Here is a 14532-nt window from a genome sequence, read left to right on the forward strand (position 1 = left end):
TTGGTGCGCACGTGGTGGGATTCCCAGGCGTTCCCTGAGAGCTGCCTGTGTGTTTCTTAGGGAAATCACAGATTAGTGAAAGCGTGTTCTCAGAGGACCCCGACAAGGTGTCCACCATGACCACGACCTCGCCCCAGGGGCGCACCGAACTGCTGAGGCCGGACGGGAGCCCCGTCCGAGTGCTTGTGGTGGACGACGAGCTGTCGATCACCGAACTCCTGTCCATGGCCCTGCGTTACGAGGGCTGGCAGATCCGGAGTGCGGGTGACGGCACGGGTGCCATCCAGACCGCCCGGGAGTTCCGGCCCGACGCCGTCGTCCTCGACATGATGCTGCCCGACATGGACGGCCTCACCGTTCTCGGCCGCCTGCGGCGCGAACTGCCCGACGTGCCGGTGCTGTTCCTCACCGCGAAGGACGCGGTCGAGGACCGGATCGCCGGTCTCACCGCGGGCGGCGACGACTACGTCACCAAACCCTTCAGCCTCGAAGAGGTCGTGGCCCGGCTGCGCGGGCTGATCCGCCGATCCGGCGCCGCCGACCGGCGGTCGGACTCGGTGCTCGTCGTCGGCGACCTCACCCTGGACGAGGACAGCCACGAGGTCTCGCGGGCCGGGGAGTCGATCCACCTCACCGCCACCGAGTTCGAGCTGCTGCGCTTCCTGATGCGCAACCCGCGGCGCGTGCTCAGCAAGGCCCAGATCCTGGACCGTGTGTGGTCGTATGACTTCGGCGGGCAGGCCAATGTGGTCGAGCTCTACATCTCGTACCTGCGCAGGAAGATAGACGCCGGCCGGGAGCCGATGATCCACACCCGGCGTGGGGCCGGTTACCTGATCAAGCCCGCCGCGTCATGAGCGGGCGACGACGGCCGCGTGCGCAGCAGCGACGTGGGGGTCCCCTCGCTCGAGTGAAGTCGAGAGTGGGGGATGGACAGCCGCGCACCCTGCGGACCCGGCTCGTCGTCGTGTCCGTGACCCTGATCGCCGTGGTCTGCGCGGTGATCGGGACCGTCACGACCCTCGCATTGCGCTCCCATCTGTACGACCAGCTCAACCAGCAGCTCGGTGAGGTGTCCGCGCGTGCCGCCGGCGGGTTCGGCGAGCCGCCGGGCTCGATCAAGAACGGCGGCCTGCCGCCCGGTCAGCAGGGCACGGGCAGCTCCGGCACGGACTCGGCGGTCAAGGACAAGGGCAAGGACACCACGCCGACCGATCTCGCACAGTTCGTCACCAGGGGCCCGCAGCCCAGCGGCACCATCGGAGCCAGGGTCGTCAACGGCTCCATCACCGACGCCAAGGTCGGCGACAAGACGAACGACGACCAGAACGTCCCGCAGATGAACCCGGAGACGCTGACGACGGCCCAGACGAAGGCCCTCGGCTCGGTCGCCCAGGACAAGAAGACACACACGGTCGACCTCCCGGGTCTGGGCAGCTATCAGGTCGTCTACGTGGAGGGGAACAAGGGCGACTACTACGTCGCCATCCCGACCGCCGACGCCGACAGCACGATCAGCACGCTGATCCTCGTGGAGATCAGCGTCACCGCCGCCGGCCTGATCGCCGCCTCCCTCGCCGGCACCGTCATGGTCGGCGTGGCCACCCGCCCGCTGCGCCGGGTCGCCAACACCGCCACCCGCGTCTCCGAACTCCCCCTGCACACCGGCGAGGTCAACCTCAGCGAGCGGGTCCCGGAGTCGGAGTGCGACCCGCACACCGAGGTCGGCCAGGTCGGCGCCGCGCTCAACCGCATGCTCAACCACGTGCACGGCGCCCTGCACGCCCGCCAGCAGAGCGAGATGCGGGTACGGCAGTTCGTCGCCGACGCCAGCCATGAGCTGCGCACCCCGCTCGCCTCCATCCGCGGGTACGCCGAACTGACCCGGCGCGGCCGGGAGGAGGTCGGGCCCGACACCCGGCACGCCCTCGGCCGTATCGAGTCCGAGGCGGGGCGGATGACCCTCCTCGTGGAGGACCTGCTGCTGCTCGCCCGGCTGGACGCGGGCCGTCCGCTGCAGTTCGAGCACACCGACCTCATCCCGCTCGTCGTCGACACCATCAGCGACTCGCGCGCGGCCGGCATGGACCACAACTGGCGGCTCGACCTGCCCGACGAGCCGGCCCTGGTGGCCGCCGACGCGGCCCGTATCCAGCAGGTGCTGGTCAACCTGCTGGGCAACGCCCGCAAGCACACCCCGCCGGGTACCACCGTCACGGCCCGCATCCAGCGGCGCGGGCCCTGGATGTGCGTGGACGTCGAGGACAACGGTCAGGGCATTCCGCCGGACCTGCTGCCGCACGTCTTCGAGCGGTTCGCGCGCGGCGACTCCGCGCGGTCGCGGTCCACCGGGTCCACCGGCCTGGGGCTCGCCATCGTGCAGGCCGTCGCGTCCGCGCACGGCGGTGCCGTCACCGTGGACAGCGTTCCCGGCTGCACGGTGTTCACCCTCTACCTCCCCGCGCTTGCCCCGGCGGCTCCCCAGCCGGCCCCCGAAACGAATTGGCAATCGCACTCACAGGCACAGCACAGTGCCACCACATGGGTGCAACAGGGCGCTTGACCAGAGTCGTTCGCATGCGAACCGACTCTTCTCCCGGCACCCTGCCGGCGCGGGAGCACCTCCCGGCCGGAGACGCCGGTACGCCTGTCCTGGACGTAGTGATCCCCGTCTACAACGAGGAGAAGGACCTCGGCCCATGCGTCGTCAGACTGCATGACCATCTCAAGCGCACCTTCCCGTACGCGTTCCGCATCACCATCGCGGACAACGCGTCCACGGACACCACCCCCCAGGTGGCGAAGCGGCTCGAGGCGGAGCTGGCCGAGGTCAAGTCGTTCCGGCTGGAGCAGAAGGGCCGCGGCCGTGCGCTGCGGACCGTCTGGTCGGCCTCGGACGCGCCGATCCTCGCGTACATGGACGTGGACCTGTCGACCGACCTGAACGCGCTGCTGCCGCTGGTGGCGCCGCTCATCTCCGGCCACTCCGACCTGGCGATCGGTTCCCGGCTGGCCCGCTCGTCGCGCGTGGTGCGCGGCGCCAAGCGGGAGTTCATCAGCCGCTCGTACAACCTGATCCTGCGCGGCTCGCTGCAGGCCCGCTTCTCGGACGCGCAGTGCGGCTTCAAGGCGATCAGGCGCGATGTCGCGCAGGTGCTGCTGCCGATGGTCGAGGACACCGGCTGGTTCTTCGACACCGAGATGCTGGTGATCGCCGAGCGCGCGGGCCTGCGCATCCACGAGGTGCCCGTCGACTGGGTCGACGACCCGAACTCGACCGTGCACATCGTGAAGACGGCCACCGACGACCTCAAGGGTGTGTGGCGGGTCGGCAAGGCGCTGGCCACCGGTTCGCTGCCGCTGGACCGGATCGCCCGCCCGTTCGGCGACGACCCGCGCGACCGCGACATCCAGGACGTGCCGAAGGGCCTGGCCCGTCAGCTCGTCGGCTTCTGCGTGGTCGGCGCCCTGTCGACCCTCTTCTACCTGGTCCTGTACAGCCTCTTCCGGCAGTTCTCCGGCTCGCAGATCGCCAACGCGCTCGCGCTGCTGGTGTCGGCCGTGGCCAACACCGCCGCCAACCGGCGCCTGACCTTCGGGGTGCGCGGCCGGGGCGGGGCGGTCCGGCACCAGGCGCAGGGCCTGGTCGTCTTCGGCATCGGCCTGGCGCTGACCAGCGGTTCGCTCGCCGCCCTGAACGCGGCGAGCGACGACCCCGCGCACTCCACCGAGCTGGCGGTGCTGGTCGCCGCCAACCTCGCCGCGACCGTCCTGCGCTTCCTGCTCTTCCGCGCCTGGGTCTTCCCGGACCGCGACGGCAGCCGGCAGGACTCCTCCACGGTGGTGGCCACGCACAACCCGTCGTCGCCGACGTACACCACGGTCTCCGGCGGACACCAGCCGCAGGGCCCGCTCCCGCAGCGCCCGGCGCACCAGCCCTACGCCCAGGGCGCCGGCACGACCACCCGACTCCGCGCCGGCGAAGCCGCGGACGGCACCTGGAGGGACGCCACCATGCAGTTGCAGCCGGTGCGCCCTCATGACACCGATCCGGGGGATCCCCGATGAGCAGCACCCACACCGACCGTCCGGCCCCGTGGGGACCGCCCCCCGAGGCGCCCCCGGCGCCCCGGCAGGCGCCGGACGGCCCAGATGTCCAGGACGTGGCGGCCGCGCCGGCGCCGCAGGCGGGCTCGGGCGAGCCCAGGCAGCCCTTCGCCCGCAGACTCTGGCGCGGCCGCCCCGAGGACCCTCGCTGGGCGCGCCCGGCCTTCCTCGGCCTGCTGCTCGTGACCGCGCTGCTCTACTTCTACGACCTGGGCGTCAACGGCTACTCGAACTCCTTCTACTCGGCCGCCGTCCAGGCGGGTACCAAGAGCTGGAAGGCGATGTTCTTCGGCTCGCTGGACGCGGGCAACGCGATCACCGTCGACAAGCCCTCGGCGTTCCTGTGGCCGATGGAGATCGCGGCCCGGATCTTCGGTCTGAACTCCTGGACGATCCTCGGCCCCGAGGTCCTCATGGGGGTCGGCACGGTCGCGGTCGTCCACGCCTCCGTGCGCCGCCGGTTCAGCCCGGCGGCCGGCCTGATCGCGGGCGCCGTGCTCGCGCTCACCCCCGTCGCGGCGCTGATGTTCCGGTTCAACAACCCGGACGCGATGCTGGCCCTGCTGATGGCGCTGGCCTGCTACTTCGTCGTCCGCGCCGTCGAGGACGGCAAGACGAAGTGGCTGGTGTGGGCGGGCGTGGCGATCGGCTTCGCCTTCCTCGCCAAGACCCTGCAGGCGTTCCTGATCCTGCCGGCGCTGGCGTTCGTGTACGCGGCCGTCGGTCCGCACACGCTGAGGAAGCGGATCGGCCAGCTGGCCCTCGCGACCGGCGCGCTGATCGTCTCGGCGGGCTGGTGGGTGGCGATCATCGAGCTGTGGCCGGCCTCCTCCCGCCCCTACATCGGCGGTTCGCAGGACAACAGCTTCCTGTCGCTGACCTTCGGCTACAACGGCCTCGGCCGTCTCAGCGGCGACGAGACCGGCAGCGTCGGCGGCGGGGGCGGCGGCACCGGCTCCGGGCAGTGGGGTGCCACCGGCTGGGACCGGATGTTCAACTCCGAGATCGGCAGCCAGATCTCCTGGCTGATCCCGGCCGCGCTGATCCTGCTGGCCGCGGGCCTGGTGGCGACGCGCAGGCTGAAGCGGACCTCGGTGACCCGGGCCTCGTTCCTGGTGTGGGGCGGCTCGCTGCTGATCACCATGGTGGTCTTCAGCTACATGGCCGGCATCTTCCACCAGTACTACACGGTCGCCCTCGCCCCCTACATCGCCGCCGTGGTCGGCATGGGCGCGGGGCTGCTGTGGGAGAAGCGCGCCGAGCTGTGGGCGTCGATCACCCTCGCCGCCGCCGTGGTCTCGGCCGCGGTCTGGGGCTACGTCCTTCTCAACCGCACCTCCACGTACCTGCCCTGGCTGAAGTGGCTGGTCCTGATCGGCGGTCTGGCCGCCGCGCTCGGCCTGGTCTTCGCGGGCCGGATCAGCCGTCAGCTCGCCCTCGCAGCGGCCGCGGTGGGCCTGGTGGCCGCGCTGGCGGGTCCGACGGCGTACACCCTCAGCACGGTGAGTTCCGCGCACACCGGCTCCATCCCGACGGCGGGCCCGGCGGGCGCGAGCATGATGGGCTTCGGCGGTGGACGGGGCGGCATGGGCGGCGGTGGTGGCTTCGGCCAGAACCGGCAGGGCCAGAACGGCAACGGCAACACCCGGAACCAGCAGGGCCAGAACGGCACGGGCGGCTTCCCCGGGGGCGGCACCGGCGGCTTCGGCGGCGGCATGCCGGGCCAGAACCAGCAGGGTCAGGGTCAGAACGGGAACGGAAGCACGCGGAACGGCAACGGCTTCCCCGGCGGTGGCCAGATGGGCGAAGGCGGCGGCATGGGCGGCGGCGGTGGCGTCGGCGGCCTGCTGAACGGCGCGACCGTCACCTCCGAGGCCAAGAAGCTGCTGGAGCAGGACGCCTCGAAGTACACCTGGGTCGCGGCGGCCATCGGTGCCCAGAACGCGGCGAGCTACCAGCTGGCCACCGACGACTCGGTGATGGCGATCGGCGGCTTCAACGGCACCGACCCGTCCCCGACGCTGGCCCAGTTCAAGGAGTACGTGGCGGACGGAAAGATCCACTACTTCATCTCCTCCGGCACGGGCGGCGGCATGGGCGGCAGCAGCAGCGGCACGTCCTCGCAGATCACCTCGTGGGTCGAGAAGAACTTCAAGAAGGTGACGGTCGGTTCGTCCACCTTCTACGACCTCACGCAGAAGGCGAGCGGCAGCTGACGGTCGCCTGACCGGCGAGAGGGCGGTGGCTTCGGCCACCGCCCTCTGGTGTGCGCCCGGAAAAACTTCGTTGTACGCCGTATAAGGAATCCCTTACGGTGTAGAACATGACTTCTCAGGGCCACTCCCAGCGCTGGCTGATCCTCGGTGTGATCTGCCTCGCGCAGCTCACCGTGCTGCTCGACAACACCGTTCTGAACGTGGCCATCCCCTCCCTGACCCGGGAGCTGCACGCGGCCACCGCGGACATCCAGTGGATGATCAACGCGTACTCGCTCGTCCAGTCCGGCCTGCTGCTCACCGCCGGCAGCGCGGCCGACCGCTACGGCCGCAAGAAGATGCTGATCACGGGGCTCGTCCTGTTCGGCGCGGGTTCGCTGGCCGCGGGCCTGGCCGGCTCCACCGCCCAGCTGATCGCCGCGCGCGCCGGGATGGGCGTGGGCGGCGCCCTCCTGCTCACCACCACCCTCGCCGTGGTGATGCAGATCTTCACCCCCGACGAACACCCCAAGGCCATCGGCATCTGGAGCGCGGTCAACGCGCTGGGCTTCGCCGGCGGGCCGCTGATCGGCGGGTTCGTGCTCAACCACTTCTGGTGGGGCGCGATCTTCCTGATCAACCTCCCGGTCGCGGCGCTGGCCCTGGCCGCGGTGGTCGTCCTGGTCCCCGAGTCGAAAAACCCGCAGGGCGACCGCCCCGACCTGCTCGGCGCGCTGCTCTCCACCATCGGCATGGCCGCACTGGTCTTCGCGATCATCTCCGGCCCGGAGCACGGCTGGACGTCGGCCCGGGTGCTGGTCACGGGGGCCGTGGCGGTGCTGGTCCTGGCCCTGTTCGCGTACTGGGAGAGCCGGATCCCCCACCCCATGCTCGACCCCCACTTCTTCCGGGACCGCCGCTTCACGGGTGCCGTCGCCGGTGCGGTGCTCATCACCTTCGGCATGGGCGGCGCGCTCTTCCTGCTCACCCAGCACCTGCAGTTCGTCCTCGGCTACGGCCCGTTGGAGGCCGGCCTGCGCACGGCACCGCTCGCGCTCACGGTCGTCGCCCTCAACTTCACCGGCCTGTCGGCCAGGTGGGCCGCCAAGCTGGGTACGCCGGTGGCGATAGCCCTGGGGATGCTGCTGATGTCGCTCGGGCTGGTGTCCATCGCCGTACTGGACTCGAGCGGGTACGGCGGCACGCTGCTCGGTCTGCTGCTGATCGGAGCGGGGTGCGCGATCGCCAACCCGGCCATGGCGCACGCCATCATGGGCGCGATTCCTCCGGAGAAGGCGGGCGTGGGGGCCGGGATCAACGGCACGCTCGCGGAGTTCGGGAACGGGTTGGGGGTGGCCGTACTGGGAGCGGTGCTGAGCGCGTCGGTGGCGTCCGGGAAATCGCTGTCGGCGGGGCTGGGGGCCGGGCAGTTGGTGGGGGCGGTGGCTGTGGTGGCCGGCGGGTTCGTGGCGGCGGGGCTTCTTCGTCGGGCGGAGAGGAATGTCGCCTAGGGGGGAGGGGGTATGGGTGGGTTTGCGGGTGCGGGTCGTGGGTGGCCGGGAGCGCAGTTCCCCGCGCCCCCAAAGGCGCGTTGCAGCCGTAGCATTCTGGGAAGTGATCGTCGAGGAGGAGGTCGTGATGGCGCGGGCCAGTGTGTGGCTGGAGGAGAAGGCCCGCAAGGGCGGCCGTAGCGGTCAGCCCTCCGGGCTCGACCGCGAGCGCATCACCTCGGTCAGTGTCCGGCTGCTGGACTCCGATGGGCTCGACAAGTTCTCCATGCGGCGGCTGGCTGCCGAGCTGAACGTGACCGCCATGTCCGTGTACTGGTACGTCGACACCAAGGACGACCTGCTGGAACTCGCCCTCGACGCGGCCTTCGGCGAACTGCGCCTGCCGGACGCGGCCGACGGCGACTGGCGGGACCAACTGCGGGCGCTGGCCACGGAGTACCGCGCGCTGCTGGTCCGCCACCCCTGGCTCTCCCCGCTGGCCGGCCGGTACCTCAACATCGGCCCCCACTCCCTGGCCTTCTCCCGGGTGGTCCAGCAGGTCGTCCGCCGGGCCGGCCTGCCCGCACACGGGGTGACCGGCGCGATTTCGGCCGTCTTCCAGTTCGTCTACGGCTACGGCACGATCGAGGGCCACTTCGCCGAGCGGGTGGCAGCGGCCGGCCTGACCCCGGACGAGTACTTCAGCACCGCGATGACCGCGGTGACCGAGGCCCCGGCGACGGCCCAGATCATCGAGGAGTCCAAGGACCTGATGGCCGCGAGGGGCGGCGACACGGTCGCCGAAATGCTGGACAGGGACTTCACCTTCGCGCTGGACCTGCTGATCGCCGGCATCGAGGCGATGGTGGCGAAGGGCACCTAGTCCCACCCAGGGGCGCGGGACCGTGTCCGACATGCGGCTCCGCCGCGAGGCGCGACCAGCCACACACGACCCGCAGCCGCGCACTCACAACACCCCCACTCTCTCAGGCGTCCGGCGAAGCCAACCGCGCCGGGAACCCGCCCGTGGCCACCGGCCCCCACTTCTCAGGCGTCACCCGGATGATCGACTTGCCCTGCTTCAGCATCGCCGCCCGGTACTCGTCCCAGTCCGGGTGCTCCCCGGCGATGTTCCGGTAGTACTCCACCAGCGGCTCCACCGACTCGGGCGAGTCGATCACCTCCGCGCTGCCGTCGATCTGGACCCACGGCCCGTTCCAGTCGTCGCTCAGGACGATCACGCTCACCCGCTCGTCCCGCTTGGCGTTCCGGGTCTTGGCCCGCTCGGGGTACGTGGAGGCCACGATCCGCCCGGAGTCGTCGACCCCGCAGGTCAGCGGCGACCCCTGGGGGCTGCCGTCGGCGCGGCGCGTGAGCAGGATCGCGCGGTGGCGGGGCCGTACGAAGTCCAGCAGTTCGTCGAGGGAGACGGCGGTGTTCGTCGCGATGTTCGGTGCCATGCCGCCAGCCTAGGCCGACGGGACCCGCCCCGCCTGCCTCTGCCTGTCCCTGCTGTGCCTACGCCTGCGGCAGGGATTCGCCCTGCACCGCCTGGATCTCCAGCTCGACCTTGAGGGTCGTGCCGATGGCCGCGATGCCCGCCTGGACGACCTGGTTGTAGTTCATATGGAAGTCCTCGCGGTGCAGCTCGGCCGTCGCGCGGAACGCGGCCCGCGTGCCGCCCCAGGGGTCGGCGCCGGTGCCCAGGTAGGCGAGGTGGAGGTCGACGGGTCGTACGACACCGCGCATGGCCAGCTCGCCGTGGACCGTCCAGCGGTCGGAGCCGGCCGCCGTGAGGCCCGTCGAGGTGTACGTCAGCTCGGGGTACCGCTCGACGTCCAGGAAGTCGGCCGAGCGCAGATGCGTGTCGCGCATGCCGTTGCCGGTGTCGATGGAGGCGGCCCGGATGACGGCCTGGACGCGGGACTTGGTGACGTCGTCGGGGGCGATCTCGATGGCCGCCGTGAAGTCGGTGAAGCGACCGCGGACGCTGGAGATGCCCAGGTGCTGGGCGACCGCGGCGACCGTGGAGTGCGCCGGGTCGGCGGTCCACGGGCCGGGCGGCGGCAGCTCGGTGCCGCCCTGCCGGGCGAGCGTGACCTTGCCGATCTCGGCACGGCCGCTGGCGGTGACGATCGCGCTGGAGGCGGCGGGCGCGTAGCCCACGGCGGTGACGATGACGGTGTACGCCCCGGGCACGAGCGGGTTCGGGTCCCGTACCGTGCCCTCGTCGTCCGCCTCGACGCGCAGCACCTGCGTGCCGGTCATGTCCGTCACCGTGACGACCGCGTGCGACACGGCCCATCCGTCCCGGGTGCGGATCCTGGCGGTGAGTCCCATCCCGAATTCTCCCTGAAAACCGATCTAGAGGCGTGAAAAGCCCTATAAATTGCACAGATTGCGACGGCCCGGGGCAGCCGATGAACCATCGCTGCCCCGGGCCGGGGTGAACTACTCGCCGGGGTGGGAGAGTTCGATGTCGTGCCCGTCGACACCGGCGCCGGTGACGTTCAGGGCCGTGGCGACCGGCGGGTAGCCCGTCGCGATCACGGTGTAGTCACCGCCGTCCAGGTCGGCGAAGGCGTACGCGCCGTCCAGGCCGGTGGTGGACGTGCCGACCACGTTGCCTGCCGCGTCCACGAGGGTGACGCGGGCGTCGGCCAGCGGCCCGTGCGGGGCCCTGACGACACCCTGGAGCTGGGCGCCGGCGTCCAGGTCGACCTCGATCCGGGTGACCCCGGTGGTACCGATCTGGACCGGCAGGGCGCGGGGGCGGTACCCGGCCGCGTTCACCGCGACCGTCACCACACCCGGCACCAGGTCGCCGAAGACGAACTGGCCCTGCTCACCGGTGGCCGCGGTGGCCAGCAGGTCGCCGCGCACGTCGGTGACGATCACCATCGCGTCCTTGACCGGCAGCGCGCTGCCCGCGCCCCGCACCACACCGCTCAGCCCGCTGGTGCCGCTGAGCAGGATGTCGTACGGCAGCGGTTCCTCGCCCACCAGGACGGTGGCGGCCTGCGGCTGGTAGCCGTCGGCGGAGGCGATCAGCACGTACGAACCCGCGCCGGGGGCGTCCAGGCGGTAGGAGCCGTCGAAGCCCGCGACCGAGCGGCCCAGCTGGCGGCCGGAGAGCGAGATGAGGGTGACCGCGGCCTGGGCGACCGGGGCGCTCTCGGCGCCGCGCACGAAGCCGTGCACCGGGGTCCCGCCGGAGCCCGCCGACTGCTCGGGGGTGGCGAGGGTTGCCACGGCGGTGAACTGCCCGGCGGCCTCCGTGGCGGTGTCCGTGGTGCTGCTCACGACCGGGGCGGCCCAGCTGGGGACCGTCTCCTCGGCGGGAGCCGGGACGGCAGCGGCGGCGGCGACCGGAGCGGCCTCGATGCCCTGCTCCGCGGCGGCGGCCTGGGCGAGCGCGCCCTTGGTCCGCAACGGGACCTCCTTGATGAACAGGGTGATCAGGAACGCGAGGGCCGCGAGGCACCCGGCGATCAGGAAGACGTCGGCGATGCCGTGGCCGTAGGCGCTCTGGAAGAGGGTGCGCAGCGGGACCGGCAGCTTGCCGAGGTCCGGGAGGCTGTCGCTGGACGAGCTGGAGCCGGCCAGGGCGGCCTGGTACTTGTGCGGGAGGGCGGCGGCGCCCTCCGTCACGTAGTGCGTGATCCGGTGGGCCATCACCGCGCCCAGCGCGGAGACGCCGACCGCACCACCGAGGGAACGGAAGAAGGTGACCGTGGAGCTGGCCGACCCGAGGTCGGCGGGCTCGACCTGGTTCTGCGTGCACAGCACCAGGTTCTGCATCATCATGCCGATGCCGAGACCCAGCAGAGCCATGAAGATCGCCATCTTCCAGTACGCCGTGTCGTACCGGATGGTCCCGAGCAGGCCGAGGCCGGCCGTCACGAGCACGCCACCGCTGACCAGCCAGGCCTTCCAGCGGCCGGTGCGGGTGATGAACTGCCCGGAGACGGTGGAGGAGACGAACAGACCGCCGATCATCGGGATCGTCAGCACGCCGGACATCGTCGGGGACTTGTCGCGGGCCAGCTGGAAGTACTGGCTGAAGAAGACCGTGCCGGTGAACATCGCGACACCGACGAACAGGGAGGCCAGCGAGGCCAGCGTGATGGTGCGGTTGCGGAACAGCCGCAGCGGGATGATCGGCTCCTTGGCCTTCGACTCGATGAGCACGAAGATCAGGCCGAGCACGATCGAACCGCCGATCATGGCGTACGTCTGCCAGGAGATCCAGTCGTACTTGTCACCGGCGAAGGTGACCCAGACCAGCAGCAGCGAGACGGCGGCGGCGACGAAGAACGCGCCGGACCAGTCGACCTTGACGTCCCGCTTCACGACCGGCAGGTGCAGGGTCTTCTGCAGCACGATCAGCGCGACGACGGCGAAGGGGACGCCGACGTAGAAGCACCAGCGCCAGCCCAGCCACGAGGTGTCGGTGATGACACCGCCGAGCAGCGGGCCGCCGACGGTGGCGACGGCGAAGGTCGCGCCGAGGTAGCCGGAGTAACGGCCGCGCTCACGCGGCGAGATCATCGCGGCCATGACGATCTGGGCGAGCGCCGACAGACCGCCGACACCGACACCCTGGACGACACGGCAGGCGATCAGCATGCCGGCGTTCTGCGACAGACCGGCGGCCGCGGAACCCAGGACGTAGATGACCAGGGCGATCTGGACGAGCGCCTTCTTGCTGTACAGGTCGGACAGCTTGCCCCACAGCGGGGTGGTCGCGGTCATGGCCAGCAGGGAGGCGGTGACGACCCAGGTGTAGGCGGACTGGCCGCCGCCCAGGTCGGTGATGATGTGCGGCAGGGCGTTGGTGACGATCGTGGAGGACAGAATCGCCACGAACATGCCGAGCAGCAGCCCGGATATCGCTTCCATGATCTGCCGGTGCGTCATCGGGGCAGCCTGCTCGACGGAGCCTCCCCCGTGCCTTGCATGGGCCCGCACACCGGCTGGTGTGGTCGTTGCCATGGGCTTCCTTTTCTTACGTCTTACGCGGGTGTACGGGTGGTCGGTTCGAGTACGGGGGCGATGGTGGGGGCGCGGGCGGCGGAGGCGACCGTGGCCGTGGCGACGGCCTTCGGGGATCCCGGGACCGGCTCGGCCGGGCCCGTCGCGGTCGGCCGCACCGGGCCGGTCCGGCAGTCGAAGCTGTCCCGGAGCCGGGTCATCAGCCGGATCAGCTGGTCGACCTCCTCGTCGCTCCAGTCGCCCAGCCGCTCGGTGAGCAGCTCGGTGCTGCGCCGGGACAGGTCCCGCAGCGTGGCCTCGCCCGCGGGGGTGAGGTGCAGGATGCGGGAACGCTTGTCCGCCGGGTCGGGGGACCGGTCGATCCAGCCGCGCTCGGCGACATGCGCCACGTGCCGGCTGGTCACGGACATGTCCACGGCGAGCAGCTCGGCGAGCTTGCTCATGCGCATGGATCCGAAGCGGCCGAGCAGCGTCAGCACGGCCGCGGAACCGGCCGGGCATTCGTGCGGCAGGATCCGCGCGAGGTCCCGCTTCACAGCTCCGACGGCGCTGAGCTGACGCGCCAGCTCTTCGAACTGCGCCTGCTCCGCCATCACACCTCCCGTATTCGTTGCTTGGGGCAACCATAGAATGCTTGGTTGCCACAGGCAAATAAACGGGTAGGGGGTGGGGATAAAAACTTGGCAAAGACAAGTATTGCGAACGTAAACACCCAGGTGAGGCTGGTTGCACTTGTGGGCAGCCCCCCACTTGGGCCGGACCACCGGATTCGCTAGTGTCTCGGGGCATGGCTAACACCCAGGGCCCCCAGGGCAACTACGACCCCGCCGGCAGCACCCAGATGTTCCGGGCGTTCGTCGACGAGGCCCCGCAGACCTCCCAGCAGACGGCGTCCCCCTCCGCCTCCGGCGGCCCCCGCATCGGCCTGATCCTCGGCGTCGTCGCCGTGGTGGTCGTGGTCGCGGCGGTGGCCTGGCTGGCACTCAAGTAGTCACCCGCCGCCCGCTCGGCCCCTCGGACGGTTCGAGGGTCGGGGCGGCGGCCCGACGAAGAACCCGGGGTCCACTACCCCGGGCTTTCGTCGTGCCCGCACGGACGCGCCGCGCCTCAGCTCCAGTCGACCGTCACGACCCGGGTCTCGACGTGCATGCCCAGGGGCACGCGCCAGTCGTCCACGCAGACCGTCCAGGTCCCGCTCGTACGGGCGCCGGGCGCGACCGGGGCCGGCAGGGACTCCGTCGATGCGATCGTCGCCCAGTCGATGCCGAGCAGGTCGATGATGTGCGTGCCGAGGCTGACCTTGCCGGAACGGACCGCCGTGCCGCCCGAGTTGCGGAACTCGACCGTCACCTTCTCGCACCACCGCTTGTCCGTGGGCTCGCGGGTGGGCGTGCTCCAGGTGAGGGCGGCGGGCGAGGCGCCGGCGGGGGTGGTGCCGGTGGGCGAAGCGGCGGTCGGCCGTGGTGGGTTCGGCGCCGGCGGAGCGGACCGTCCGGGCCGGGTGCCGTCGCGGCGGGAGGCGGCGGGTGACGGCGTCGTGGCCGGGGCCGCCGGGTTTCCGGCCGACCCGCCCGCTGCCGGCGGCCGGCCGTCCTCCGTCGACGGTGTGCCGCCGGCCGCCCCCGCCGGGGAACCGTCCAGCGGGACCAGCGTCACCGATCCCGTGGGTCTCGACGACGCCCCCGGCGAAATGCCGGCCGCTCCCACCGCCGTATAGCCGCCGCTGTCACCGCCTCCGCACGCCG

12 protein-coding genes are annotated in these 14532 nt (G+C 71.2%); 7 read left to right on the forward strand and 5 right to left on the reverse strand.

What is annotated here, in order from left to right; all coding sequences use genetic code 11:
• Positions 1-116: 116 nt before the first annotated feature.
• From ACWDGI_RS19595 to ACWDGI_RS19620, 6 genes are all read left to right on the forward strand, one after another.
• A complete protein-coding gene (locus ACWDGI_RS19595) occupies positions 117-857 on the forward strand; it encodes a response regulator transcription factor (protein WP_194078854.1) in 741 nt (246 codons plus the stop codon).
• Complete coding sequence (locus ACWDGI_RS19600; protein ID WP_450760597.1) at positions 854-2563, forward strand: HAMP domain-containing sensor histidine kinase; 1710 nt, start codon at positions 854-856, stop codon at positions 2561-2563. Before ACWDGI_RS19595 ends, ACWDGI_RS19600 begins: the two co-directional genes overlap by 4 nt.
• A gap of 14 nt (positions 2564-2577) precedes the next feature.
• Positions 2578-4068, forward strand: a complete 1491-nt coding sequence (locus ACWDGI_RS19605) for a glycosyltransferase (RefSeq protein ID WP_450760599.1) — start codon at positions 2578-2580, stop codon at positions 4066-4068.
• Positions 4065-6323: a glycosyltransferase family 39 protein gene (locus tag ACWDGI_RS19610; protein ID WP_450760601.1), complete on the forward strand. Its 2259-nt coding sequence runs from the start codon at positions 4065-4067 to the stop codon at positions 6321-6323. The genes ACWDGI_RS19605 and ACWDGI_RS19610 overlap by 4 nt, the downstream gene beginning before the upstream one ends.
• Positions 6324-6430: 107 nt before the next feature.
• Positions 6431-7813, forward strand: a complete 1383-nt coding sequence (locus ACWDGI_RS19615) for an MFS transporter (RefSeq protein WP_450760603.1) — start codon at positions 6431-6433, stop codon at positions 7811-7813.
• 127 nt (positions 7814-7940) lie between these two features.
• On the forward strand, positions 7941-8675 hold the full coding sequence (locus ACWDGI_RS19620; RefSeq protein WP_450760739.1) for a TetR/AcrR family transcriptional regulator: 735 nt from the start codon (positions 7941-7943) through the stop codon (positions 8673-8675).
• A gap of 103 nt (positions 8676-8778) precedes the next feature.
• Here the strand turns inward: ACWDGI_RS19620 and ACWDGI_RS19625 are convergent, their stop codons facing one another.
• The 4 genes from ACWDGI_RS19625 to ACWDGI_RS19640 form a co-directional block, all read right to left on the reverse strand.
• On the reverse strand, positions 8779-9252 hold the full coding sequence (locus tag ACWDGI_RS19625) for a PPOX class F420-dependent oxidoreductase (RefSeq protein WP_450760605.1): 474 nt from the start codon (positions 9250-9252) through the stop codon (positions 8779-8781).
• A 58-nt stretch (positions 9253-9310) separates the two neighbouring features.
• Positions 9311-10132 carry a YceI family protein gene (locus ACWDGI_RS19630; RefSeq protein WP_450760607.1) on the reverse strand — a complete coding sequence of 274 codons (822 nt, stop codon included), beginning with the start codon at positions 10130-10132 and terminating at the stop codon, positions 9311-9313.
• A 111-nt stretch (positions 10133-10243) separates the two neighbouring features.
• Positions 10244-12787, reverse strand: a complete 2544-nt coding sequence (locus ACWDGI_RS19635) for an MFS transporter (RefSeq protein ID WP_450760609.1) — start codon at positions 12785-12787, stop codon at positions 10244-10246.
• Positions 12788-12807: 20 nt separating this feature from the next.
• Entirely contained in the window at positions 12808-13380 is a 573-nt protein-coding gene (locus ACWDGI_RS19640; protein ID WP_450760611.1) for a MarR family winged helix-turn-helix transcriptional regulator, read from the reverse strand.
• 194 nt (positions 13381-13574) lie between these two features.
• On the opposite strand from ACWDGI_RS19640, the gene ACWDGI_RS19645 reads away from it, so the two are divergent.
• Complete coding sequence (locus tag ACWDGI_RS19645) at positions 13575-13778, forward strand: hypothetical protein (protein WP_351695652.1); 204 nt, start codon at positions 13575-13577, stop codon at positions 13776-13778.
• A gap of 116 nt (positions 13779-13894) precedes the next feature.
• Here ACWDGI_RS19645 and ACWDGI_RS19650 read toward each other — a convergent pair whose 3' ends face one another.
• Entirely contained in the window at positions 13895-14443 is a 549-nt protein-coding gene (locus ACWDGI_RS19650; protein WP_450760614.1) for a hypothetical protein, read from the reverse strand.
• Positions 14444-14532: the final 89 nt, after the last annotated feature.

It is taken from the genome of Streptomyces sp. NPDC001220 (assembly GCF_053597895.1).

Excerpts from the sequence above, each read along its gene's own strand:
- ACWDGI_RS19595 (WP_194078854.1), top strand. The coding sequence starts at position 117 with ATGACCACGACCTCGCCCCAGGGGCGCACCGAACTGCTGAGGCCGGAC.
- ACWDGI_RS19600 (WP_450760597.1), top strand. The coding sequence starts at position 854 with ATGAGCGGGCGACGACGGCCGCGTGCGCAGCAGCGACGTGGGGGTCCC.
- ACWDGI_RS19605 (WP_450760599.1), top strand. The coding sequence starts at position 2,578 with ATGCGAACCGACTCTTCTCCCGGCACCCTGCCGGCGCGGGAGCACCTC.
- ACWDGI_RS19610 (WP_450760601.1), top strand. The coding sequence starts at position 4,065 with ATGAGCAGCACCCACACCGACCGTCCGGCCCCGTGGGGACCGCCCCCC.
- ACWDGI_RS19615 (WP_450760603.1), top strand. The coding sequence starts at position 6,431 with ATGACTTCTCAGGGCCACTCCCAGCGCTGGCTGATCCTCGGTGTGATC.
- ACWDGI_RS19620 (WP_450760739.1), top strand. The coding sequence starts at position 7,941 with ATGGCGCGGGCCAGTGTGTGGCTGGAGGAGAAGGCCCGCAAGGGCGGC.
- ACWDGI_RS19625 (WP_450760605.1), bottom strand. The coding sequence starts at position 9,252 with ATGGCACCGAACATCGCGACGAACACCGCCGTCTCCCTCGACGAACTG.
- ACWDGI_RS19630 (WP_450760607.1), bottom strand. The coding sequence starts at position 10,132 with ATGGGACTCACCGCCAGGATCCGCACCCGGGACGGATGGGCCGTGTCG.
- ACWDGI_RS19635 (WP_450760609.1), bottom strand. The coding sequence starts at position 12,787 with ATGGCAACGACCACACCAGCCGGTGTGCGGGCCCATGCAAGGCACGGG.
- ACWDGI_RS19640 (WP_450760611.1), bottom strand. The coding sequence starts at position 13,380 with ATGGCGGAGCAGGCGCAGTTCGAAGAGCTGGCGCGTCAGCTCAGCGCC.
- ACWDGI_RS19645 (WP_351695652.1), top strand. The coding sequence starts at position 13,575 with ATGGCTAACACCCAGGGCCCCCAGGGCAACTACGACCCCGCCGGCAGC.